This is a genomic window from Cyanobium sp. Aljojuca 7D2, assembly GCF_024346415.1.
Classification (GTDB): Bacteria; Cyanobacteriota; Cyanobacteriia; order PCC-6307; family Cyanobiaceae; genus Cyanobium_A.
The window spans coordinates 73,684-96,038 of sequence record NZ_JAGQCX010000002.1 but is presented as its reverse complement, the minus strand read 5'-3'; the positions used below and the strand labels follow the sequence as shown (position 1 = coordinate 96,038).

Genomic DNA, 22,355 nt, shown 5'->3' with positions numbered 1-22,355 from the left:
GCCCCGCGCCAATCCGCCGCCGGTGCTTCTACGTCGGCCCCTGGTCAAACCTCTTCCTCCTCCCGCGGCTCTGCTGCTGCCGCAGCGGGACCGATGCAGCTGCAGGTGCGTCGCCTGGAAAATGCGGTGGAGCTGGTGGTGGTGGGAGCTGGTCCTGCGCCCCAGTTGCAGCAGACGGCGTGGCCCAACGGCTGGCAAGGTCAACTCACCACGGCATCGCCGACGGGGCTGCGGGTTGGCCCCCAACGGCTGTCGATGCCGGAGCTGGGGTTTCAGTCGGTCAGCCTTGATGGCTCGGGTAGCAGCTACAGCCTGTCGGTGACCTCGATGCCCGGGGTTCCCCTGGCGCGTCCGGTGGTGAGCGCTGATGGTGTGAATCTGATCCTCACGTTTCCCGCTTCACCCCAGGTTTCCCTGCAGACGAATCGCCTAGACCTCAGTCAGCCCGGCGCTGTGCCACTGCCCATCTATGCGCCGCCTCTGCAGGCCCGAGCTGTTGCGCCGCCGCTGGGAGATATGGCGGTTGGCACGATGAGAATTGCCAACCGTGGCTATGTCAATTTGAGTGGGCCTAGGGTTACCTTGACAGTTAGGACTGCTAATGCAAGAGATGTACTGATGACGCTTGCGCGCATTGGTGGTTACGGATTCGCTTTCCAAGAATCGCTTGTTCCTAAGGAAGTTGAACAAAAAACTGGTGATGTTGATCGACTAAACTCGCCGAACACCAATACCGAAAGGACTGAAAAAACGGTTGAAGGCGTTCTGGCCGCAATTCCCCCGGTTACTGCTTCTTTTGTAAATGAAGTCTACGCACAGGCTTTCAATACAGTTTTGTTGGCTTCGGGGCTTCAGGCTCGAAAAGAAGGTAACACCGTCATAGTTGGCAAGAATGTGCTTTCAAAGACAATGGGTTCCCAGGCTTCTAAGATTTATCGGCTCAATCAGGTAAGTGCTGGTTCTGCAGCCGATTATTTGGCTAACCTTGGGGCGTCGGTTACGAAGACCAATACGATTACAACTGCAGTCACTCAGGGTGGAAGCCAGAGCCAGCCAAGTGGCGCCCCAAATTCAGCAACAACTTTGTCAAGCACCCAGACTGCTGTAGAGGCTTATGGGGCATCTTCGGGGCCCTTAATAGGTTTGCTGGCTACTACTGATTCTCGACTTGGAACCATTACGCTTGTGGGAGATCCGTTTGTAGTTGCTATCGCAGAGCAATACTTGCGGCAGCTTGATTTACGCCAGAGGCAGGTTTCTCTTGCAGTTAAGATATATGATGTATCACTTGATAATGACACCACTGCCGAGAGCAGCTTCGCTTGGACTGGCAGAAACTTTATTATTGCCAACGAAAATGGTAGCCTCAGTGCCTCCTATGGCGATGGAGTAACTCCATCGGGTGCTGGGAATAATTCATTTTTAAGTACGTTAAATGCACAAATAGTTTCATCAAACTCGAAGCTTTTGGCAAGTCCAACTCTTATTCTGTCTGAGAATCCTTCTGATCTTAGAAGCGATGATGAGGCTGCTGCTGCGATAGCTTCGTCTGGTGGGCAGGCTACTGCAGATACTGCCGATATTAATGCCCCTATTGGTCGCCGCAAGGCCAATGAGGCGTTGGTCAGGGTTGGAACAAATGTGCCTGTTTCAGTGTCGTCCACTGAAAGTGGAGATACTGGCACTGTGAGTTGTTCTATCGATGAGTTTCAGACAGCGGGCCTAGTCCTGGGCGCTCGAGTTGAGCGAATAGATGACAATGGATTTGTGACATTTACTCTTTCGCCCAGTGTCTCGGCAGTTGTTGATACTGTAGAAGCTGGTGGCAATTGTCCCTCCATTAGCATCCTAAGTGTTCGGCGTCTTGATACGGGCGCTGTTAGAGTTCGTGATGGGCAAACCCTAATATTGACGGGCGTTATTTCGGATTTTGATAGGATCGAGGTTTCCAAATGGCCCGTTTTGGGTGATATTCCGCTCATTGGACAATTTTTCCGGTCCTCCGGAAATAAAAGGGAAAAGCGAGAATTAGTGATTACCGTTACCCCAAGGATTATTAATGATGGGACTGGCGGGGTTTATGGATATGGTTATAATCCTACCAGCAAGGGGGCCCAGGAATTCATGGCTTCCCCAGGGTTTTGATTCCTGCCTGGGGAGGCTGCCGGTTTGCTGAATAATTTATGTATATAAACTAATCACTTGTTATGAATAATGAGCTTTTTCGATGGCCTAGTTGCCAAGGCCTTCTCTGTGCTGGTGCTCGAGTAAATCGCAGAAGAGGGGGGATCAGCTGCTTCTTTTGTGTTCGTTAGTTGATTTTCAATCGACTGAAGGTATGGAGTCCAGATTTCTGATCTCTAGGCGCAGCTTCTGCAGCTCATTGATGTTTAGTTCCAAAATAGAAATCCCATGCGTGAATGAACAGATTTCATTCAAATGTAGGTCGTTGATTGTTGGGCTTCTCGGAGTCGCTAATATCTGGACAACGCTGTCTTCCCAGTAGCAGTGGGCGTCTTCCCTAGGCGGCGCGTCGAGGACTCTATGCCTGCTGTTCTCGATCGTCCATCGGTCTCTGACGTGCTCAAGCAGGGCTTTTGCTCCGGTCTGTAAGCTTTAGATAGTGCGTTGGTTGTCCCTTATCCACAGGCACACGTCGGCCCCTGGGCAAGGCATCATCGAAAAACGCCTGCGTCGTATGCAGTGGATCCGCCTGGATCGCCCCTCAAGCTCCAGGCCGCTAAGCAGCTCTTTGAGCGCGGCTCGGTCGCTGGGCTGGTGGGTGTCGTGAGCCCTCTGCGCTAAGGCAACTCCCAAGGTGCTGGGTCAGACCGTGACCTCGTAACGAGCCGATGGTTGCCGTCCTTGGCCTCAAACCTGGCCCACTTCCTGTGGAGGTATTGCAATGCAAGGCCCCACAATTCTCTTGGAGGTTGAACTTCTCATCCGGTCTGCCCTGAGACGAACCCCAGTTCCTCCCGCCCAGGGTTAACGATATCTGTGGCAAAGTCGCTTCAGTATAAAGGCACCCACAACATTCTCAAGCTGTTCATGGCATCGCTGGCAATGGCCTGAGAAGTAAAGTCAGATTCATCTGGTATGAAACCGGACGACGCTCAGTCGTGTATCCCCAATAGAGGGTTGCTGGCCCAGGTGCAACTTGCGACAGGCTCCTGGCTCAGAAGCCCAACGGCATGAACGCATTGGCCGCAATTGGTGCCAGATACTGAAAGACTGCCAAGGCGCCTGAGATCGCTTTGCCGCCTGCTCCATTGCCGCCTTTGCTGTTGTCCTCGTCAGCCTTGGCTAGTTTCTCAGCGGCCTGTTGCAGTTGCTCCGCCTGAGAGACTTCACCCCCCTTGCGATACAGGTTCGCTGCATAGCTGAAATCTCTGGTCGCCAGTTCTATTTTGCCCTGCTCGCTGCGACAGATGCCCCGCGCCACCCAGCTGATGGCAGCGTTGGGATCTTTGCGGACCGCTTGGCTGAAGAACTGTTCAGCTTCTGGATACCGCCCCTGCTGAGCAGCTTCAGCACCCGCATTGTGCAGCTCGGCGTAGCTCAACTGGACGGCGGTGATGCCCGTGGCCCGTTGCCAGTGGCTGCGCGATAGGGCTCCTGGGTCCAGCAGGGCACCACTGAGATCGGCCTGGCGTAGATCGGTGCCATCCAGCCGCGCGCCGCGCAGGTCGGCACCGCGCAGGGAAGCTCCCATCAAGCTCGTGAAGCTCAGATTGGCTCCGCCGAGCTGGGCCCCATCCAGGCGGGCCTGCCCCAGGTTGGCCCGTTGCAGCTGGGCCTGGCGCAGATCGGCGTCGCGCAGATCCGCGTGCACTAGATCCGCATCCTGGAGCTTGCAGCCACGGCAGCTGCGGGTGTCCAGCAGTTTGAACAGGTCGGTCGAATCCGCCTTGGCGGTAGGCGCCATCAGCACAGCCACAGCAGCGAGCAAGCTGGCGGCGGCGCTCAGCAGGTGGCCTTGACGTGGCAACGTCAGAGGCGCGATGCGGCTTGGCATGGCATTCGTGCACGTTGCAACGGCTTATAGCGCACGATTTCGCCTGTTTCCTAGGCGGCACAGGCCTATTCGCCAGGCAGTCGACGTCGGCACTTAGCTTTCGGCCATGCCGATGCCGCCCTCCGAGCGCCATGGCGGCAATCTGGCCGCCACCGCCACGCGCCTGGGTTGCCGGCCCTCCCAGCTGCTCGATGCCAGTGCCTCCCTGGTGCCCTTCGGGCCGCCCTGGGCTGTGCGCGACTCCCTGCTGAGGGTGGCGCTGGGGCTTGCCGCTGGCTCGCAGTTGCGGGCCTACCCCGATCGTCACGCCACTGGCTTGCGCGCCGCCCTGGCCCAGTTGCATGGGGTGGAGCCCGAGTCGGTGCTGCCCGGCAACGGGGCGGCGGAATTGTTCACCTGGGCAGCGCGCGATGCGGCGGCGGCCGGCTTGAGCGTGCTCCCCCAGCCGGGTTTTGCCGACTACCCCCGCGCCCTGGACTGCTGGGGCGGCGCCTGGCGATCTCTGCCGTTGCCTTTGCAGGGCGGTTTGGGGCCGCAGCTGTTTCCGGCGGCTCCGGCGGGCGCGGTGCTCTGGCTCACCAACCCCCACAACCCCACTGGCGCGCTGTGGAGCCGTGCCTCCCTCGAGCCGTTGCTGGAGCGCTTCACCCTGGTGATCGCGGATGAGGCCTTCCTGCCGCTGGTGCCGGGCGGGGAAGCCCAGAGCCTGATTCCACTGGTGCGCACCCACCCCAACTTGGTGGTGATCCGTAGCCTCACCAAACTCTGGTCGATCGCTGGCCTGCGCCTCGGCTATGCCATCGCCCAGCCCGAGCGCCTGGCGCGCTGGGCCCGTTGGCGCGATCCCTGGCCGGTGAATGGTCTGGCGGTGGCGGTGGGCGAGCGGTTGCTGGGCGATCCGCTGGCCTACGGGCTTTGGTGCCACCGGGTGCAGCGCTGGACGGCCCGCGAGGGGGCCTGGCTCTTGGCCCGGCTGGAGGCGTTGCCGGGCATCACGCCGCTGCCTTCGGCCGCGAACTTTTTGTTGATTCGCGGCGATGCGTCCTTGGTGCCGCTGCGCGAGCGCCTGGAGTGCCGCCACCGCATCCTGCTGCGCGATTGCCGCTCCTTCGACGGGCTGGGGGAGCACTGGCTGCGGATTGGCGTCCAGAGCCGCCAAAACAACCGGCGCATGATTCGGGCCTTGAGGCAGGAGCTTGGTCGCTAGCGTTGATTGCATTGCATGCATGCCCGTGGCAACGCTCACAGTCCGCAACCTGGATGAGGCCACCAAGGCGCAGCTGCGTCTCCAGGCAGCGCGCCACGGCCGCTCGATGGAGGAGGAGGTGCGCACGATCCTGCGCGAGGCCTTGTTTCGCGGGCCATCCAAACCCAGTGGGCCCAGTCGCCTTGGGCTTGGCCAACGAATTCATGCCCATTTCGCCGCGCTGGGTGGCGTTGAGCTGGAGCTGCCCGAGCGCAGCTCTCAGCCGCAGCCGGCGGATCTTGGGGCTTGATCGGTGTGATCGTGCTGGATACCAATGTGCTCTCCGAGTTGATGCGTCCTCGGCCCAACCCCCAGGTGCTGGCTTGGGTGGATGGTTTGGATCTTGGCCTCGTGGCGATCACGGCCATGAATGAAGCGGAGATTTTGCACGGCATCAGGCGGCTGCCGGATGGCCGACGCAAGGCTGCTCTTCAGCAGTGCTGGGACGAACTGGTGGCCGACATCTTTGCTGGCCGGGTCTGGCCCTTCAGCAGCGAAGCCGCCCATTGGTATGCCGATCTCTTGCGCTCTCGTGAACGGTTGGCGCGGCCCATGGCCACAGCTGATGCGGTGATCGCTGCTATAGCCCTCGCGCACGGCGCCCAGCTCGCCACCCGAGATGGGGCCGACTTCGCTGATGTGGGGCTTGACGTAATTAATCCCTGGGCTGGCTGATCATCGCGGCCACCCGTTGCCTCAACAGGCGGTGGTCCTCCTCATTGGCCCAGCAGTTGGCTCAACACTGCCTGGAGGGGCGGCAAGTCCAGTTCCACGGTGCGCCAGACCCTGACGAGATTCACCTTGAGGTAGTCGTGGATGAGCACATCACGCATGCCAGCGATCTGACGCCAGGGAATTGCAGAGTTGGCATCCCGCAGCTCGGTGCTGAGGTTCTTCGTGGCTTCACCGATTACCTCCAGATTGCGGATCACGCCGTCCTGGATCAAGCGGGAAGCCAGAAACGCTTGCTCCCCTCCAGCCGTGTACTCAGCGATGCGCTCCATGCAGTCGCGAATGCTTTCGAGGTAGAGGCGGTCCTTGTTCACAGGGCCAGGGCCTGCTCCAGGATCTGAGACCGAATCAGTGGATGCAGCGTCTCCGCTTCTGTGACGTCCACCGAACAGCCCAGCAGGTCCTCCAGGTCCTGGCGCAGACTGATCAGCCCTAGCAGAGACTGCTCTTCTGGGAGATCGACCAACAGGTCAAGATCGCTGGCGGGATGTTCATGGCCCGTGGCGATCGATCCATAGATCCGCAGATTTGAGGCACCATGGCGCGTGGCGACGGCCAGCACCTCCGGCATGAGAGCAGTCAGCCGCTCTCGGATCGTGGTGTCCACTGAACTGGTCATAGCGCCAGATCGATCTGTTCAGTATCGGCTGAATCAACAGGTCTGCCAGGCATGCTGCGCTTGCCGAGTAGGCCCTACGGGCATCAGCTGGAGCCTCTGACGGCAACAAGCCGAAGGTCACCGTCTAGGAGCTTTCCCAGCAGCCCGAGCCGCTGCAGGATTCGACCCACCTGGGCAGGCGCCAAGTGGCGGCAGTGTTTGTTCGCGAGCTCTGGTGAGGGCTGTGAGCAGACGCTCCGCGTTTGCGGGTGAGCGCAGCAGGTGGGCCGTTTCCAACAGGCCTGCCAGTTCATCGGGGGCCACGAAGGCTACTTCTCCCCTCTTGATGGGCATCGCCTCGCCATACCGATGGGCCGGGTCTGCTGGACAGACCTATTGGACAAGTCTAGGGCTGTTGGCAGGGTTGGTTGTTCAGGGCTGGCTGAGCAGCGCGGCCACCCGTTGATCGGCATCGCGCACCGCCAGTTGCGCCATGGCGGCGCCCATGCCCACCAAGGGATCGCGCGCGGCTGCCGCCCCCCGCAGGCGCGGGCCCAGCAGGCGCCAGAGAGTGCGCTCGAGGGCGGGCTCGCCGGGCAGGTGTTGCCACACGATCACGGCGGCGCCGATTTCGGCGGCGGCGGCGGCATTGGCATCCTGGTGGCGATCGGCGGCGGCCGGGTAGGGCACCAGGATCGCCGGGGTGCCGCACACGGCCAGCTCGCTCAGGGCGCCGGCACCGCTGCGGCTGATGGCCAGGTCGGCGTGCTGCAGCAGGCCGGGGATGTCGTCGCTGAAGGGTCGTTCCACGGCGCCAGCGGGCAACGGCTGGCCGGCATCGGGGTCGTTGCGGCCGGTGAGGTGCACGACGCGCACCCCCGCCGCCGTGAGCTTGGCCAGCAGGGGCCGCACCATCTGGTTGAGGCCAACGGCGCCCTGGCTGCCGCCCATCACCAGCAGCAGGGGGCCGGGGCCCGGCGGCACCCAGGCAGGCAGGGGGGCGGGCTCCAGAAACGCATGGCGCACCGGCGTGCCCGTCACCACCGGCTGGCAGCCGGGCAGGCGGGCGGCGGCCTGGGGCAATCCCACCGCCACCTGGCTGCACAGCCGGCCGAGCAGGCGGGTCACCTTGCCGGGCAGGGCATTGCTCTCGTGCAGCACCATCGGCACGCCGCACCAGCGGGCCGCCAGGATTGCTGGTGCGGCGATGTAGCCGCCGCTGGTGAACACCGCGTCGATCTGTTCGCGGCGGATCAGCCGCCGTACCGAGCGGGTGGCCTGCAGCAGCTGCAGCAGGTTGAGCAGTCGGCGCAGGCCTCGGCCCTGCAGCCCGCCAGCCCGCACGGTGTGGAGCGGATAGCGGCTCGGCACCAGTTGGGTTTCCAGGCGGTCGGGCACCCCCAGCCACTGCACGCTCCAGCCGGGCGGCATCGCATCGGCCACCGCCAGCGCGGGAAACAGGTGGCCGCCGGTGCCGCTGGCAGCGATCAGGAGCCTGGGCATGGGTGTTGGCCTGGAGCGCGCCTAACTTAAAAGCGGTTTCCGCTGCCCTGATGCTGCGTCCCCAGCTGCCGAGCCGAATCCTGCAGCCCTTACTGCCTAGCGTCCTGCTCGGCCTGGCCGCCCTGCTGGGCGGAGCCCTGCCGGCTGCGGCTGCCGACGCCCCCAGTGCGGTTCAGCTGCAGGCCCTGGAGGCGGCCCTCAATGGCACTGGTGAGCTCGCGGCCGTGCTGGAGAACGGTCCGGGTCTCGATGTCACCCTGGTGGAGCTGCGCCGCCGCAGCCTGCTGCGCCAGTTCCCTGATGCCAGCTGGCAGGTGAGCCCGGGCAAGGCGCTGCGCGATGGTCGCAGCACTGTGCAGCTCCAGGTCACGGGCAGCCGCCAGGAGGGCCCCACCCTGTATCGGCTCCTGGCCCAGCAGCAGCTGGTGCTCAGCAGCGGCGCTGGCCCCGGTGGCCGCATCAACGGCCAAAGCGTGATCCGTGAGCAGACCCTCCTGCGCAGCGGCGAAGCCGACCTGCCGGTGCGCTTGCAGATCCCCGATGCGGTGCTCACCGGTCAGCGCTACGACGTGGATGTGCTGTTCGATGAGCCCCTGGAGGGCGCCATTGCTGCCGGCGGTCTGGTGGCCCTCACCGGCCAGCAGGTGAATGCCCTCGAGAGCCCCAATCTGCAGCTGGGTGCCCTGGGTGGCGGTGGCCTGTTCAAGTCGGTTCAGGCTCCGTTCACCCCCGGCTCTCAAACCTGGGCGGTCCTGTTGGTGCATCCCCAGGGCATCGTCAGTGCCACCAAGCGGGTGCTGGTGGTGGCCGATAAGGCCCAGCTGCATCCCTGAGTTCAGGGTGCTTAGCCCTGGCTGCCAAACCAACGGGCCAGGGCCGACACGTCGTCGTTGCCGTGGCCCGACGCCAGCAAGCTGTCTTCCATGGCGGCCACCAGCTGGCTCACCGGCAGCTCCATGCCGGCGGCAGCGGCCGCCTCCAGGGCAATCGCCAGATCCTTGCGGTGCAGCGCCAGCTTGAAGCCGAGGGGGAACTGACCCTTCAGCATGTTGGTGGCACGGTTCTCCAAGGCCCACGACCCGGCCGCTCCAGCTGCCAACGCTTCGCACACCTGCTCCATCGGCAGCCCCAACCGCTGCCCCAGGGCCATGGCTTCCGCCACAGCGGCGTAGCTCCCGGCCACCAGCACCTGGTTCACTGCTTTGGCCTGCTGGCCCGAGCCCACGGGGCCCAAGTGGCTGATGCGGCTGCCAATCACCTCCAGCAGCGGGCGGGCTCGCTCGAGGTGGGCTGGATCGCCGCCCACCAGCACCGAGAGCGTGCCGGTGCGGGCGCCTTCCGTGCCGCCGGTCACCGGAGCGTCGATGTAGTCCACGCCCTGCTGAGCGAGCTGTGCCGCCATGCGCCGGCTGGTGGCCGGGCTGACCGTGGAGCAGTCGATCACCAGCGTCCCCGGCTGCAGCCCTTGGCGGGCCGCGGTTTGGTCGGTGCCCAGGATCTCAGCGCCGAGCAGCACAGCCTCCACGGCGCAGTCGTCGCTGACGCACACCAGCAGCACCTCGGCCGCGGTCGCCGCTTCCGCAGGGCTGCCGGCCCCCCTGGCCCCCGACTCCAGCAGTGGTGCTTCCCGGCTGCGGTTGCGGTTGTGAACGGTGAGCGGAAAACCAGCGGCCAGCAGATTGGCCGCCATCGGTGCGCCCAGGGCCCCCAGTCCAATCCAGCCGACGGCAGGCCTGTCTGTTGGGCTCATTCACTTGCCGGTCCGATCCCCAGCCTGCCTCGCTGTGGTCTGAGCCGGTGTTTTTCGCCCGTTGAACAGGTTGTTGCACAAACCCTGCCAAGCAAAAAGGGGGCTTGAAGCCCCCTCCTGAACCGTCAGGCCTCTGCGAAATCAGGCCTCATCCAGGGCCGCCACGCCGGGCAGCACCTTGCCTTCCAGCAGCTCCAGGCTGGCGCCACCGCCGGTGGAGATGTGCGACATCTTTTCGGCCACACCCACCTTCTCCACGGCGGCCACGGAGTCACCGCCGCCGATGATGGTGCAGCAGCCCTTGCCGCTCAGGTCGGCCAGGGTGTGGGCGATGCCGTTGGTGCCGGCCGCAAACTTGTCGAACTCGAACACGCCCATGGGGCCGTTCCAGATCACGGTCTTGCAGTCGGCCAGGGCCTCCTGGAAGGCTTTGAGCGAGTCGGGGCCGATGTCCAGGCCCATCCAGCCATCGGGGATGGCGTTGATCGACACGGTCTGGCTGTTGGCGTCGGGGGCAAAGTTGTCGGCCAGCACCACATCGGTGGGCAGCAGCAGCTGCACGCCTTTGGCTGCCGCCTTGGCCTCGAGCTCCTTGGCCAGCTCCAGCTTGTCCTCTTCCACCAGGCTCTTGCCCACTGCCAGGCCGCGGGCCTTGTAGAAGGTGAAGATCATGCCGCCGCCGATCAGCACCTTGTCGCACTTGTCGATCAGGGCTTCGAGCACGCCGATCTTGGAGCTCACCTTGGAGCCACCCACGATCGCCGCCAGGGGACGCTTGGGCTCGTCGATGGCGCCCTGCAGGTACTGCAGTTCCTTCTCCATCAGGTAGCCCGCCACGCTGGGGCTCAGGGCCTTGGTGACGCCTTCGGTGGAGGCGTGGGCGCGGTGGGCGGCGCCGAAGGCGTCGTTCACATACACATCGGCCAGGGCGGCCAGCTGGGCGGCGAAGCCGGCGTCGTTCTTCTCTTCCTCGGCGAAGAAGCGCACGTTCTCGAGCAGCACCACATCACCCTCGGCCATGGCGGCCACCTTCGCTTCGGCATCAGGGCCGATGCAGCTGTCGGTCTTCACCACGGGCTTGCCGAGCAGCTCAGCCAGGCGGGCGGCCACGGGGGTGAGGCGCATGCCCTCGTTCACCTGGCCCTTGGGACGGCCGAAGTGGGCGGCCAGGATCACCTTGGCGCCCTTGCCGGTGAGGTCGTTGATGGTGGGCAGGGCGGCACGGATGCGGGTGTCATCGGTGATGGCGCCGGCGTCGTCGAGCGGTACGTTGAAGTCGACCCGCACCAGCACGCGCTTGCCGCGGAGCTCATCGGCCGAAAGGCTGGCCAGGGATCGCTTCGCCATGGGGGTATGGAAATTACGGAATTGCCGGGGGAGGTTAGCCCCCGCGGCGCCTTCTGCTCCCCGGATTTCGGATTTCCGCCAACCAGCCGCCCTGGCCGGATCCCGGACGCCCCCCCAGACTGAAACTCCCACCTGCCTGGGCCCTGCCTTCGGTCATTGCTCCATGTTTGACACCGTTCTCTTTCCCATCGACCTGAGCCGCCAGGCGATGGAAACGGCGGCGGTGGCCCTGAAGCTGGCCCAGCAGCACGCCAGCACGTTGGTGCTGCTGTCGGTGGTGGAGCCCGGCCAGGATGATCCCACTGCCGTGGCGGAGCTGCTGCAACAAGCGCGGGCTCGCTTTGACGAGGCGGGGGTCAGCTGTCAGGTGATCGAGCGGGAGGGCAAGCCGGCCTTCGTGATCGGCGATGTGGCCGATGAGATCAACGCCGATGTGATCGTGATGGGCACCCGTGGCATCGCGATCGAGAGCGACCAGCAGAGCACCGCTGCCCGGGTGATTCAGTTGGCCCCCTGTCCGGTGCTGGTGGTGCCCTGATGCCCCAGACGCTTCCGCTCAGCGTCAATGCCCCGGCGATTCAGTGGTATCCCGGCCACATCGCCAAGGCGGAGAAGGCCCTCAACGTCAATCTGGCCAAGGTGGACCTGGTGATCGAGGTGCGGGATGCCCGCATCCCCCTGGCCACCTCCCACCCGCGGCTGCAGCGCTGGATCAGCGGCAAGCAGCATCTCTTGGTGCTCAACCGGGTTGACATGATCCCGCCGCCGGTGCGCCAGGCCTGGACCGCCTGGTTCAAGGCCCAGGACCAGACCTGTTGGTGGTGCGACGCCAAGGCCGGCACCGGTGTGAAACAGCTGCAGCAGGCGGCGATTCGGGCCGGCGCGGCCCTCAATGCCCGCCGGGCCGGGCGAGGCATGAAGCCTCGGCCGGTGCGGGCCCTGATGCTGGGCTTCCCCAACGTGGGCAAATCGGCCCTGATCAACCGGTTGGTGCGCCAGAAGGTGGTGGACAGTGCCCGCCGCGCTGGCGTCACCCGCAGCCTGCGCTGGGTGCGCCTCGGCCAGGACCTCGACCTGCTCGATGCCCCCGGCGTGCTGCCGCCCCGCCTCGACGATCAGCAGGCCGCCCTGCGGCTGGCCCTCTGCGACGACATCGGCCAGGCCGCCTACGACAACGAAGCCGCCGCCCGGGCGTTTCTGCAGTTGCTCACCCTGCTGGAGGCTGAGCCTGCCGCCGGGGTGCAACCCGCCCTGGTGGAGAAGCGCTACGGCATTCCCCTCGGTGCGCTGGTGGGCGGCGGCCCCGACGTGGAGGGCTGGCTGGCCGCCGCCGCGGCGCGCCACACCAGTGGCGACAGCCTGCGCATGGCCACCAAGTTGCTCGACGACTTCCGTTGCGCCCGCCTGGGCGCCATTGCCCTGGAATTGCCGGCCCTTGCGTTGCCGTCATGAGCGGTTTCGGTGAAGGCGAGGGGGAGCTGCTGACGCTCACCTACCCCAAGCCGCTGCCGATGCGGTTGGACCGCTGGCTGGTGGCCCAGCGGCCGGAGCAGAGCCGTGCCCGCATCCAGAAGTTCATCGAGGCCGGCTATGTGCGGGTGAACGGCGTCACGGGTCGCGCTAAGACCCCCTTGCGCCAGGGCGACAGCGTGGCGCTGTGGATGCCGCCGCCCGAGCCGCTCCCCTACCTGGTGGCCCAGGCAATGCCGCTGGATGTGCTGTTTGAAGACGCGCACCTGATCGTGCTCAACAAACCCGCCGGCCTCACCGTGCACCCGGCGCCGGGCAACCGGGACGGCACCCTGGTGAACGGCCTGTTGCACCACTGCCCCGACCTGCCCGGCATCGGCGGCGAGCTGCGCCCCGGCATCGTGCACCGTCTCGACAAGGACACCACGGGCTGCATCGTGGTGGCCAAGAGCCAGGAGGCCCTGGTGAAGCTGCAGGTGCAGATCCAGAAGCGGATCGCCTCGCGCCAGTATCTGGCGGTGGTGCACGGCCAGCCAGCGGGCGATTCCGGCACGATTGTGGGGGCGATCGGGCGCCATCCCGCCGATCGCAAGAAATACGCCGTGGTGCACGATGACAGCGGCCGCCATGCCTGCACCCATTGGCGCTTGATTGAGCGGTTGGGGGATTACGCCCTGCTGCGCTTCAAGCTCGACACCGGCCGCACCCACCAGATCCGGGTGCACTGCGCCCACATGGGCCATCCGATCGTGGGCGATCCGGTGTATTCCCGCTGCCGCAAGCTGCCGATCGAGCTGCCCGGCCAGGCGTTGCATGCGGTGCAGCTTGGCCTCGATCACCCGATCAGCCGCGAGCGGCTGGTGTGCGAGGCGCCGCTGCCGGAGGTGTTTGAGCGCTTGCTGGTGGTGCTCAGACGGCGCTCGGCAGCCGCGGGCATGCCTCCACCAGCGTGCGGGTGATGGCGGCCTGGGGATCGGTCAGCAGGCGGGCGCCGGGGCCTTCCTCCACGATATTTCCCCCCTCCAGCACGATCACCCGGTGGCAGAAGCCACTGGCCACCGAGAGGTCGTGGGTGACAAACAGCATCCCCAGCCCCAGCCGCTGCTGCAGCTCCCGCAGCAGGGCCAGCACGTCGGCCTGCACCTCGGCATCGAGCATGCTCACGCTCTCATCGCAGAGCAGCACCTTGGGCTCGAGCACCAGGGCCCGGGCGATCGCCACCCGCTGCTGCTGGCCGCCCGAGAGCTGGCGGGGCAGGCGAGTTTCGAAGGCTTCGGGCGGGGTGAGCCCTACGGCGCCCAGCAGTTCTCGGGCCCGCTGGCGGGCCTGGGCGCGGCTGGCCAGTCCATGGATCAGCAGCGGATCGGCGATCGCCTCACCCACCGCCATCTGGGGGTTGAGGCAGGCCAGGGGGTCTTGAAACACCATCTGGATGCCGCGCCGCGCCTGCCGCAGGGCCCGGCCGCGCAGGCTCAGCAGGTTGCGGCCCTCCAGCCGCACGCTGCCGCCCCGCACCGGTGCCAGCCCCATCAGGGCCCGGCAGAGGGTGCTCTTGCCGCAGCCGGAGGCGCCCACCAGGCCAATGGTTTCGCCCGGCTGCAGCCGCAGGCTCACCCCGTCCACCGCCTTCAGCCAGCGGGTTTGCCAGGGCAGCGAGGGCAGGGCGTGCCAGCTGCGCAGCTCCTCCAGCTCCAGCAAGGGAGCGGCCGGCGCGGGTGGGGGGCTCTGGGCGCCTTCTCGTTCCCGCGCCTTGGCCACCAGCCGCTGGGCCAGGGGGGAGACCGGGGCGGTGAGCAACTGCTGGGCTGGGGCCTGCTCGATCAGCCGGCCCTGATCCAACACGGCGATCTGGTCACACCAGCGGCCCGCCATCGCCAGGTCGTGGCTGATCAGCAGCAGGGCGCTGCCCGCTTCCCGGCAGAGGTTGGTTAGTTCTGCCATCACCTGCCCTGCCACGGCCACATCCAGGCTGGTGGTGGGTTCGTCGGCGATCACCAGGGGCGGCTGCAGGGCCATGGCCAGGGCGATCGCCAGCCGCTGGCGCATGCCGCCGCTGAACTCATGGGGGTAGCTGCCGTAGCGATCGGCCTTGATGCCCACCCTGTCCAGCAACTCTTCGGCCCGCTCCCGCACCTGGCGCCGCCGCCACTGGGGACGGTGGGCCGCCAGGGTGTCGCCCAGGTGGTCGCCGATGGTGAGCAGCGGGTTCAGGCGGGTCATAGGGTCTTGAAACACCAGCCCCACCGCTTCGCCGCGCAGCTGCCGCAGGGCGCCCCGGCGCAGCCGGCTGGGGTCCTGCCCAGCCAGCAGCAGCCCACCGCTGCACTGGCTGCCCGGGGGTAGCAGCTGCAGCACCGCCCGGGCCACGGTGCTTTTGCCGCAGCCGGAGGGGCCCACCAGGGCCAGCCGCTCGCCCGGGCTCAGGCTGAGCGTCAGCCCATCCAGGGTGGGACGCTCCGCAGCGGGGTAGCGCACCACCAGGTTGTCGATTGCAAGCACGGGGCTGGTCATGGTCCCCAGCTTGGCCGCCGCTGCATACGATGAGGGAACTCCGCAGGGTGGAATGCTCAGGGCGGTTCCTGATCTGGACGCAACCGCTGTGGCTGTTTCAGTCGCGGCCGCTCCACCTGCCCCTGGGCCAGCCCCGGAGAGTCAAGCCCTGGGGCGCCGGCCGATCCGCACCCCCGCCGACTACGGCGTGCCCCTGCCCGAATGGTTGCAGCGCTGCATTGAGCACGTGCCGCCGGGAGAGGGGGAAAGCTGCCCAACCGATCCCGAGGCCCTGCTGGCCTCCGCTTTTGATTTCGCCTACCAGCTCCACGAGGGCCAGTTTCGGGCCAGTGGCGAGCCCTACATCATTCATCCGGTTGCCGTTGCCGATCTGCTGCGCGACATCGGCGCCAGTGCCGGGGTGATCGCCGCTGGCTTCCTCCACGATGTGGTGGAAGACACCGACGTGACCCCCGAGGAGATCGAGCAGCACTTCGGTGCCGAGGTGCGGGCCCTGGTGGAGGGCGTGACCAAGCTCGGCGGCATTCACTTCACCAACCACACCGAGGCCCAGGCCGAAAACCTGCGCCGCATGTTTCTGGCCATGGCCAGCGATATCCGCGTGGTGCTGGTGAAGCTGGCGGATCGCCTGCACAACATGCGCACCCTGGGTGCGCTCAAGCCCGAGAAGCAGCTGAGGATCGCCCGCGAAACCCGGGAGATCTACGCCCCCCTGGCCAACCGCCTCGGCATCGGCCGGCTCAAGTGGGAGCTGGAGGATCTGGCCTTCAAGATCCTCGAGCCTGAGGCCTATCGCGACGTCCAGCAGCAGGTGGCCACCAAGCGCAGCGAGCGCGAGGAGCGGCTGGAGGTGACCGTGCAGCTGCTGCGGGATCGCCTCGTTGCTGTTGGTTTGAACACCTGCGACGTGAGCGGTCGGCCCAAGCACCTCTACGGCATCTGGAGCAAGATGCAGCGCCAGCAGAAGGCGTTCCACGAGATCTTCGACGTGGCCGCCCTGCGGATTCTCTGCCCGAATCTCGAGAGCTGTTACCGGGCCCTGGCGGTGGTGCACGACACCTTCCGGCCGATCCCCGGCCGCTTCAAGGACTACATCGGCCTGCCCAAGCCCAACGGCTACCAATCCCTGCACACGGCCGTGATCGGCCGTCATCGGCCGATCGAGGTGCAGATCCGCACCACCGACATGCACCAGGTGGCCGAGTACGGCATCGCGGCCCACTGGAAGTACAAGGAAGGTGGTTCGCCAGCGGCGTCCGGTGCCGATGCGGAGCGGTTCAACTGGCTGCGGCAGCTGGTCGACTGGCAGAAAGATGACGGCGGCACTGACAGCAGCGATTTCCTGCGTTCGATCAAGGAAGACCTCTTCGATGAAGAGGTCTTCGTGTTCACCCCTAATGGCGATGTGGTGGGCCTGCGCAAGGGGTCCACAGCCGTGGACTTCGCGTATCGGATCCACTCGGAGATCGGCAACCACTGCCAGGGCGTGCGCATCAACGACCGTCTCTGCCCCCTCGCCACTCCCCTGCAGAACGGCGACTTCGTGCAGGTGATCACCGCCAAAACGGCGCACCCGAGCCTCGACTGGCTCAATTTCGTGGCCACCCCCACGGCCCGCAATCGCATCCGCCACTGGTACAAAACCAGCCACCGTGAGGAGAACATCCTGCGCGGCACGGAACTGCTGGAGCGGGAGTTGGGGCGCGATGGCTTCGATGCCCTGCTCCATGGGGAGGCGATGGCCAAGGTGGCCCGTCGCTGCAACCTCACGGGCACCGAAGATCTGCTGGCGTCGCTGGGGTTCGGCGGGGTCACCCTGCACCAGGTGCTCAACCGCCTGCGGGAGGAACTGCGCCTGGCCAGCGAGGCCTCGGCCCCCGTGCCCAGCAACGAGCAGGTGGCGGCCAGCGTGGCGGCCGCCCATGCAGGCCAGGCCGACTCCCAGGGGAGCGGAGCGGGCGGCGCCAGCCCGATCCTCGGCCTCGAGGGCCTCGACTACCGGCTGGGGGGCTGCTGCAGTCCCCTTCCTGGCGAGCCGATTCTCGGAGCCGTGGCCCTGGGCAACCACGGCATAACGATCCACCGCCAGGACTGCTCCAACGTGGACCAGGTGCCGGCCGAGCGGCGTTTGCCGGTGCGCTGGAATTCGGCCACCGATGCCCGCCCGCGCCGCTATCCGGTGCAGCTGCGCATCGAGGTTCTCGACCGGGTGGGCGTGCTGAAGGACATCCTCACCCGCCTCTCCGACCACCGCATCAACGTGAGTGATGCCCGGGTGCGCACTAATCCCGGCAAGCCCGCCCGCATCGATCTGCGGGTGGAGCTCGACAGTGCCAGCCAACTGGCCAACACGATCAATCAGATCCGCTCGATGGCGGATGTGCTCGATATCGCCCGCACCGGGATCGGCTAAGGCAGGGTGAAGCCGCCGGTGTTGAGGTGCTTGAGGTCGAGCATCACCAGCGTCACCCACACCAGCAGGGCCAGGCCGCCCATGGAGCCCAACACCAGCAGCAGGCCGGACAGTGCCGAGCGCGAAGTTCCCTTGCCTTCTGAACCCTTGCCGTCCGCCACAGGCTCGCGTTGATGAGTGCCGATCTTCGCACCACCAGCCTGGCCGCTCTTGGGTGAGGGTCTGACGACAGGGCTGGTTCAGCCGTCACGACGGCTACAGCGGCTCGGCTGGCGCCCCCTTACAACCACCCCATCCTCCGCGTGCCACGCCATGACCTCCGAGCAAGCGGCCCAACTGATCGACGAGACCCTCGACCTGGTGCATCAGCGCCTCCAGGACCTGCAGGCCCAGGCCTTGCTCCAGGAGCAACACGCCCTGGCCGAGGAGTTCCGCGAGTGGCGCCACCCTGAAGGGGGCCACATCGACCTGATGGTGTTTCCCGGCTTGGCAAGTTCCTGAGCAGGGCTGATCAGCCCTGCTGCCGGCGGCGATGTTCCCGCTCCAGCCAGTGCCAGTAGAGCCAGCCCCCCAGGAGCGCGGTGGTCAGGCCAACGAGGGTGGAGCCCAGCAGCAGGCGGCTGACGAACGCCCCACTGCTGTGCCAGATGCTGCCGTCCTGCAGGCTGTCGAGGCCTGGCCATCCCCCCCCGGGCCCGAGCAGCCAGCAGCCCACCTGGTAGTTGAACCAATAGAGGGGCACGTAGGTGAAGGGGTTGCTCACCCAGGTGCCGGCCGCGGCCAGCAGGTGATTGCCCCGCACCAACGAGGCCAGCGCCACGCTCCCCAGGATCTGCAGGCCGAAGAACGGGTAGCAGCCGCAGAACAGTCCGGCGGCTAGACCCCGGGCCCGCTGGCCATGGCTGCCCTCCTGATGCCAGAGCCAGGCCAGCAGCTGACGCAGGCGGCGGCCCACGGCGGTGTGGGGTTGAAATGGGGGGATGCGCCTCAACGACTCCGGAACCGCTGACACCATCGCGGCCATCGCCACGGCGGTGGCGCCGGGCGAAGGCAGTGTGGCGATCGTACGAATCTCCGGGGCCGAGGCGGAGCCGATCGGCCGGCTTTTGTTTGCGGCGCCTGGGCGGCCGGCCTGGGACAGCCACCGGGTGCTCTACGGCCACGTGGTGGATCCCGCCAGCGGTGAGCGGGTGGATGAAGCGCTGTTACTGCTGATGCGGGCCCCCCGCAGCTTTACCCGTGAAACCGTGGTGGAGCTGCACTGCCACGGCGGCCTGGTGGCGGTGCAGCGGGTGCTGGAGCTGGTGCTGGCGGCCGGGGCGCGGCGGGCCCTGCCGGGGGAATTCAGCCAGCGGGCCTTCTTCAACGGCCGGCTCGATCTCACCCGGGCCGAGGCGATCGGCGAGATGATCACGGCTCGTTCGCGCCGCGCTGCCCAGCTGGCCATGGCCGGCATCGATGGTGGCCTGCAGCGGCGCCTGGGAGGCCTGCGCTCGCGGCTGCTCGACCAGTTGGCGGAGCTGGAGGCGCGGGTGGATTTCGAAGAGGATCTGCCGCCGCTGGATGGCGCTGCGGTGGTGGCGGAGCTGGAGGCTGTGCGGTGCGAGTTGGAGCAGCTGGTGGCCGAAGCGCGTCAGGGGGAGCTGCTGCGCGACGGCCTGCGGGTGGCGATCGTGGGCCGCCCCAACGTGGGCAAATCGAGCCTGCTCAACCTGCTCAGCCGCCGTGAGCGGGCGATCGTGACCGACCTGCCCGGCACTACCCGCGACCTGCTGGAGAGCGAGCTGGTGCTCGATGGGGTGCCGCTCACCCTGCTCGACACCGCCGGCATCCGCGACACCGGCGACCGGGTGGAGCAGCTGGGCATTGAGCGCTCTCGGGCCGCCCTGGCCGCCGCCGATGCAGTGCTGTTGTTGTTTGATCTCAGCGCCGGCTGGAGCCCGGAGGATCAGGCCCTGCGGGAGTTGGTGCCCGAGGGCGCCGTGCTGCTGGTGGCGGGCAACAAGGCTGATGTGGCTGGCCTGGCGGTGGGCCTGGTGCCCGCTGGGGCTGGGGAGCCGGCCGATGTGCGCTTCTGCGCTCTCACGGGTGCCGGCCGCGATGCGTTGGTGTCGGAGCTGCTGCGCCGCTGCGGCGCTGGCCCTGCCGAAGGCCTGGAGGTGGCTCTCAACGCCCGCCAGCGGGATCTGGCGGCCGCGGCGGCTTTCAGCCTGGGGGCGTCCCTCGAGGCGGCTGCGCAGCAGTTGCCCTGGGATTTCTGGACGATCGACCTACGGGCCGCTGTGCGGGCCCTGGGCGAGATCACTGGCGAGGAGGTGAGCGAGGCGGTGCTGGATCGGGTGTTCGCCCGTTTCTGCATCGGCAAGTAGGGGCCTTGCCAAACTGCCACCACTTGATGGTGTTCGCGGAATGGCCAGCCCCCGTGCTTTGCATGCTGCTCTGGCTTTCTGTGCTGGTCTGATGCCAGGGGCTGCGGCTGCTGAACCGTCAGCCGCTGCGGCTCTGGTTCAGTGCAAAGCACCGGCGGACGGCACCTTTGTCGTGCTGGGGAGCGGTCAGCACCGGGGCGAACCCACTGCTTTGCTGATGCAGGAGCGCTGGTCCCCGGATGGACGCATCGAGGGGGTGCGCTACCTGCGTGAAGGGCGCCGTTTTCGCGAAGACCGCTACAGCGGCCAGGTGAAGGCCGATGCCAACTGCTGGGCCGTGGTGGAGCGTCAGAGCTCAGTTGCTGTGAAGGGCGAGTCGGGTGCCATGGGCGAAGTCGTGGCCCTCGATCAGCAGGGGCGGCCGCGGGTCTCCCTGGTGGTGTCCCCCAGTGAGGTGCTCTCGTTGCGCTATGTCGCCCAGGCGCCGGGCGCGTGCCGGCCGGAGCAGCTCGATGGCCTGGTCACCAGCCAGCAGCAGGGCCAGAGCTGGCTGGCTGACCGCTGGCAGCCCAATGCGGTTGTGCAGCGGGAGTGGTGGCAGGGCGGTGCGGTGCAGGGCCTGGCGGTGTCGAGCTATGCCGGCCGCCAGGACAAGGTCACCTACAGCGGCAGCCTGCAGCTGGGTGCCGACTGCCTCGGCTCGATGACCCAGCGCGATGCCGCCGGTGCCTCCTACAACTACAAAGTGGTGCTGCTCGCCAATGGGGGTGGCTACGTCTACCTGCAGACCGATCCCGACGACCTCACCCTCGGCTTGCTGCAGCATCAGCGCTGAGGCGGGAGGTCCCAGCGCGCGGCGAGGAACACCAGGGCCATCACGGCGTAGCCGAGGGCCCAGCTCTGGCCCACGCCCCAGCCCAGCTGCAGCACGGTGTCGGAGCTGGTGAACTGCCAGGCGTGAATCACGCCAAACCAGGCCAGCACGGCCGCGATGCCGGCGCAGGCCGCCGCCGCCAGCAGGCGGGCCTCAATCACGTAGACGAGCATCCCCGCCAGCAGCATCGCCGCGATGATCTGGCCCTGTTCTAGGGCGAAGGCCCCGGCGGCCCACACATCGGCCTGGGCTAGGGGCGCCAGCAGCTGGGGGCCAAAAGGGTTGGTAGCCGTGCCGCTGCCGCCGGCCCGCAGCCCCGCCTTGAGCATCAGCGCTCCCCAGCCGGCCAGCCCCGGCAGCAGCCCCAGCGCCACCGCCGGAGCATGGCGCGGTGGTGTGGCCTGGAAGGCCTGGGCGGCAATCACCAGGCCGATGTACAGCACGATTGCCATACCCGCCTCGATCGGCACCAGCTGGCCGACCACGCCAAACAGGCCCAGCAGGCAGGCGGCGCCCATCACCACGCCGTTGAGCCAGGAGTAGCCGATGCGGGCTCCCATCGCCTTCCAGCCCGGGTGGCCGATGTAGATCGTGGTGGGAAAGCAGGAGCCGAGGGTGGCGGCGGCCAGGGTGCCGATGCCATTGATCAGCATCGAGCTGCGCACCGGGTAGCGATCCCCCGCTGCCTCGGCGCTCTCGAGGTTCTGCAGGGAGCCGATCACGTTGAACAGCCCCATCGGCACGATCACCCCCAGCCAAGGCCCCAGCTGGCCGCGGGCCTGCCAAAGCTCGGTGAGCTGCAGCTGGGGCAGATGCAGGCCGATCAGAGTCGTGCTGTGCTGCCAGCTCACCGGATCCAGGTCGATCAGGCCCGTGGCCCAGGCCAGGGCGATGCCCAGCAGCACCGCCACCAGGCCAGCGGGCACGGGCCAGCGCACCGGGGCGTAGTAGCCCACCAGGATCACCGCCAGCACTGCCAGACCCACCACCGGCTGGGCGTAGGTGCGCAGCAGGAAGCCCAGGGCGATGTAGCCCAGGGCAATCCCCGCCAGGGTGGAGAGCAGGGCAGCCCGGGGCAGCCACCGCTGCAGGGCATTGCCGAGGAAGGCTCCGCAACACTCGATCAGCCCCGAACCCAGACAGGCGATCAGTCCGGCTCGCCACGAGAGGGTGACCGCTGCGGATGGATCCAGGCCCTGGCTCAGGGCCGTCAGCTTCACCGGCAGCATCACCAGAAACACGTAGGCGAACAGGCTCACCGTGTTGATGCCGTAGGGCAGGGCGGTGCGGTCATCGCACCCCTCCCGCCGGGCCAGTTGAAAGGCCTGGCGGGCGTAGGCCAGGTTGCCCAACACCAGGCTGATGCCCGTGGCCGGCAGGATCGTGCCGAACACCAGGTTGTCGGGGTACCCGAGCACGCCCCGGCACAGGGCCACGATCAACAGGATCTGGATCAGGTTGTCGAGCCCGAGGCCTAGAAAACCGTCGAGGTCACCGGTTGTCCACCAGCGGGGTTTGGGCATG

22 protein-coding genes are annotated in these 22,355 nt (G+C 66.4%); 12 read left to right on the top strand and 10 right to left on the bottom strand.

Features of this window, described 5'->3' with window-relative positions; translation table 11 throughout:
- Positions 1 to 105: 105 nt before the first annotated feature.
- The gene (locus KBY57_RS02770) at positions 106 to 2,145 is read left to right on the top strand and encodes a type II secretion system protein GspD (RefSeq protein WP_254994358.1); all 2,040 of its coding nucleotides are present in this window, start codon (positions 106 to 108) and stop codon (positions 2,143 to 2,145) included.
- 1,033 nt (positions 2,146 to 3,178) lie between these two features.
- Here KBY57_RS02770 and KBY57_RS02765 read toward each other — a convergent pair.
- Positions 3,179 to 3,991, bottom strand: coding sequence for a pentapeptide repeat-containing protein (locus KBY57_RS02765; protein WP_254994357.1), 813 nt, complete (start codon positions 3,989 to 3,991; stop codon positions 3,179 to 3,181).
- Between the two features lie 139 nt (positions 3,992 to 4,130).
- Here KBY57_RS02765 and KBY57_RS02760 point away from each other — a divergent pair, with 139 nt between their 5' ends.
- Genes KBY57_RS02760 through KBY57_RS02750 form a run of 3 tightly spaced genes read left to right on the top strand, consistent with a single transcriptional unit; the run spans position 4,131 to position 5,939 of the window.
- On the top strand, positions 4,131 to 5,225 hold the full coding sequence (locus tag KBY57_RS02760; protein WP_254994622.1) for a pyridoxal phosphate-dependent aminotransferase: 1,095 nt from the start codon (positions 4,131 to 4,133) through the stop codon (positions 5,223 to 5,225).
- 19 nt (positions 5,226 to 5,244) lie between these two features.
- A complete protein-coding gene (locus KBY57_RS02755; RefSeq protein WP_254994356.1) occupies positions 5,245 to 5,514 on the top strand; it encodes a FitA-like ribbon-helix-helix domain-containing protein in 270 nt (89 codons plus the stop codon).
- A gap of 5 nt (positions 5,515 to 5,519) precedes the next feature.
- Positions 5,520 to 5,939: a type II toxin-antitoxin system VapC family toxin gene (locus tag KBY57_RS02750; protein WP_254994355.1), complete on the top strand. Its 420-nt coding sequence runs from the start codon at positions 5,520 to 5,522 to the stop codon at positions 5,937 to 5,939.
- A 41-nt stretch (positions 5,940 to 5,980) separates the two neighbouring features.
- On the opposite strand, the gene KBY57_RS02745 is transcribed toward KBY57_RS02750, so the two are convergent.
- The 3 genes from KBY57_RS02745 to KBY57_RS02735 form a co-directional block, all read right to left on the bottom strand.
- Positions 5,981 to 6,310, bottom strand: a complete 330-nt coding sequence (locus tag KBY57_RS02745; protein ID WP_254994354.1) for a DUF86 domain-containing protein — start codon at positions 6,308 to 6,310, stop codon at positions 5,981 to 5,983.
- Positions 6,307 to 6,615 carry a nucleotidyltransferase family protein gene (locus KBY57_RS02740; RefSeq protein ID WP_254988071.1) on the bottom strand — a complete coding sequence of 103 codons (309 nt, stop codon included), beginning with the start codon at positions 6,613 to 6,615 and terminating at the stop codon, positions 6,307 to 6,309. The genes KBY57_RS02745 and KBY57_RS02740 overlap by 4 nt, the downstream gene beginning before the upstream one ends.
- A 411-nt stretch (positions 6,616 to 7,026) precedes the next feature.
- Positions 7,027 to 8,097 carry a UDP-N-acetylglucosamine--N-acetylmuramyl-(pentapeptide) pyrophosphoryl-undecaprenol N-acetylglucosamine transferase gene (locus KBY57_RS02735; protein ID WP_254994353.1) on the bottom strand — a complete coding sequence of 357 codons (1,071 nt, stop codon included), beginning with the start codon at positions 8,095 to 8,097 and terminating at the stop codon, positions 7,027 to 7,029.
- A 50-nt stretch (positions 8,098 to 8,147) separates the two neighbouring features.
- Between KBY57_RS02735 and KBY57_RS02730 the strand changes: the two genes are divergently transcribed.
- On the top strand, positions 8,148 to 8,930 hold the full coding sequence (locus tag KBY57_RS02730) for a hypothetical protein (protein WP_254994352.1): 783 nt from the start codon (positions 8,148 to 8,150) through the stop codon (positions 8,928 to 8,930).
- An 11-nt stretch (positions 8,931 to 8,941) separates the two neighbouring features.
- On the opposite strand, the gene KBY57_RS02725 is transcribed toward KBY57_RS02730, so the two are convergent.
- The gene (locus KBY57_RS02725) at positions 8,942 to 9,847 is read right to left on the bottom strand and encodes an NAD(P)-dependent oxidoreductase (protein ID WP_254994351.1); all 906 of its coding nucleotides are present in this window, start codon (positions 9,845 to 9,847) and stop codon (positions 8,942 to 8,944) included.
- 141 nt (positions 9,848 to 9,988) lie between these two features.
- Positions 9,989 to 11,194: a phosphoglycerate kinase gene (locus KBY57_RS02720; protein ID WP_094560852.1), complete on the bottom strand. Its 1,206-nt coding sequence runs from the start codon at positions 11,192 to 11,194 to the stop codon at positions 9,989 to 9,991.
- Between the two features lie 163 nt (positions 11,195 to 11,357).
- Here KBY57_RS02720 and KBY57_RS02715 point away from each other — a divergent pair, with 163 nt between their 5' ends.
- The 3 genes from KBY57_RS02715 to KBY57_RS02705 are packed head-to-tail and all read left to right on the top strand — an operon-like array spanning position 11,358 to position 13,623.
- The gene (locus tag KBY57_RS02715; RefSeq protein WP_254994350.1) at positions 11,358 to 11,732 is read left to right on the top strand and encodes a universal stress protein; all 375 of its coding nucleotides are present in this window, start codon (positions 11,358 to 11,360) and stop codon (positions 11,730 to 11,732) included.
- Positions 11,732 to 12,646 carry a ribosome biogenesis GTPase YlqF gene (gene ylqF, locus KBY57_RS02710; RefSeq protein ID WP_254994349.1) on the top strand — a complete coding sequence of 305 codons (915 nt, stop codon included), beginning with the start codon at positions 11,732 to 11,734 and terminating at the stop codon, positions 12,644 to 12,646. Before KBY57_RS02715 ends, ylqF begins: the two co-directional genes overlap by 1 nt.
- Positions 12,643 to 13,623 carry an RluA family pseudouridine synthase gene (locus KBY57_RS02705; protein ID WP_254994348.1) on the top strand — a complete coding sequence of 327 codons (981 nt, stop codon included), beginning with the start codon at positions 12,643 to 12,645 and terminating at the stop codon, positions 13,621 to 13,623. Before ylqF ends, KBY57_RS02705 begins: the two co-directional genes overlap by 4 nt.
- Here KBY57_RS02705 and KBY57_RS02700 read toward each other — a convergent pair.
- Positions 13,574 to 15,175, bottom strand: coding sequence for a dipeptide ABC transporter ATP-binding protein (locus KBY57_RS02700; RefSeq protein ID WP_254994347.1), 1,602 nt, complete (start codon positions 15,173 to 15,175; stop codon positions 13,574 to 13,576). The two genes, KBY57_RS02705 and KBY57_RS02700, sit on opposite strands and share 50 nt — an antisense overlap.
- 52 nt (positions 15,176 to 15,227) lie before the next feature.
- Here KBY57_RS02700 and KBY57_RS02695 point away from each other — a divergent pair, with 52 nt between their 5' ends.
- Positions 15,228 to 17,588 carry a RelA/SpoT family protein gene (locus KBY57_RS02695; RefSeq protein ID WP_254994346.1) on the top strand — a complete coding sequence of 787 codons (2,361 nt, stop codon included), beginning with the start codon at positions 15,228 to 15,230 and terminating at the stop codon, positions 17,586 to 17,588.
- Here KBY57_RS02695 and KBY57_RS02690 read toward each other — a convergent pair.
- On the bottom strand, positions 17,585 to 17,749 hold the full coding sequence (locus KBY57_RS02690) for a hypothetical protein (protein WP_254988084.1): 165 nt from the start codon (positions 17,747 to 17,749) through the stop codon (positions 17,585 to 17,587). The two genes, KBY57_RS02695 and KBY57_RS02690, sit on opposite strands and share 4 nt — an antisense overlap.
- A gap of 151 nt (positions 17,750 to 17,900) precedes the next feature.
- Between KBY57_RS02690 and KBY57_RS02685 the strand changes: the two genes are divergently transcribed.
- Complete coding sequence (locus tag KBY57_RS02685; protein WP_254994345.1) at positions 17,901 to 18,089, top strand: hypothetical protein; 189 nt, start codon at positions 17,901 to 17,903, stop codon at positions 18,087 to 18,089.
- A gap of 10 nt (positions 18,090 to 18,099) precedes the next feature.
- Here KBY57_RS02685 and KBY57_RS02680 read toward each other — a convergent pair whose 3' ends face one another.
- Positions 18,100 to 18,579: a DUF2062 domain-containing protein gene (locus tag KBY57_RS02680; RefSeq protein ID WP_254994344.1), complete on the bottom strand. Its 480-nt coding sequence runs from the start codon at positions 18,577 to 18,579 to the stop codon at positions 18,100 to 18,102.
- Between KBY57_RS02680 and mnmE the strand changes: the two genes are divergently transcribed.
- Positions 18,569 to 19,957, top strand: coding sequence for a tRNA uridine-5-carboxymethylaminomethyl(34) synthesis GTPase MnmE (gene mnmE, locus KBY57_RS02675; RefSeq protein WP_254994343.1), 1,389 nt, complete (start codon positions 18,569 to 18,571; stop codon positions 19,955 to 19,957). The genes KBY57_RS02680 and mnmE overlap by 11 nt on opposite strands.
- A gap of 40 nt (positions 19,958 to 19,997) precedes the next feature.
- Positions 19,998 to 20,792: a hypothetical protein gene (locus KBY57_RS02670; protein ID WP_254994342.1), complete on the top strand. Its 795-nt coding sequence runs from the start codon at positions 19,998 to 20,000 to the stop codon at positions 20,790 to 20,792.
- On the opposite strand, the gene KBY57_RS02665 is transcribed toward KBY57_RS02670, so the two are convergent.
- The gene (locus tag KBY57_RS02665; RefSeq protein WP_254994341.1) at positions 20,783 to 22,354 is read right to left on the bottom strand and encodes an NCS2 family permease; all 1,572 of its coding nucleotides are present in this window, start codon (positions 22,352 to 22,354) and stop codon (positions 20,783 to 20,785) included. The genes KBY57_RS02670 and KBY57_RS02665 overlap by 10 nt on opposite strands.
- Position 22,355: the final 1 nt, after the last annotated feature.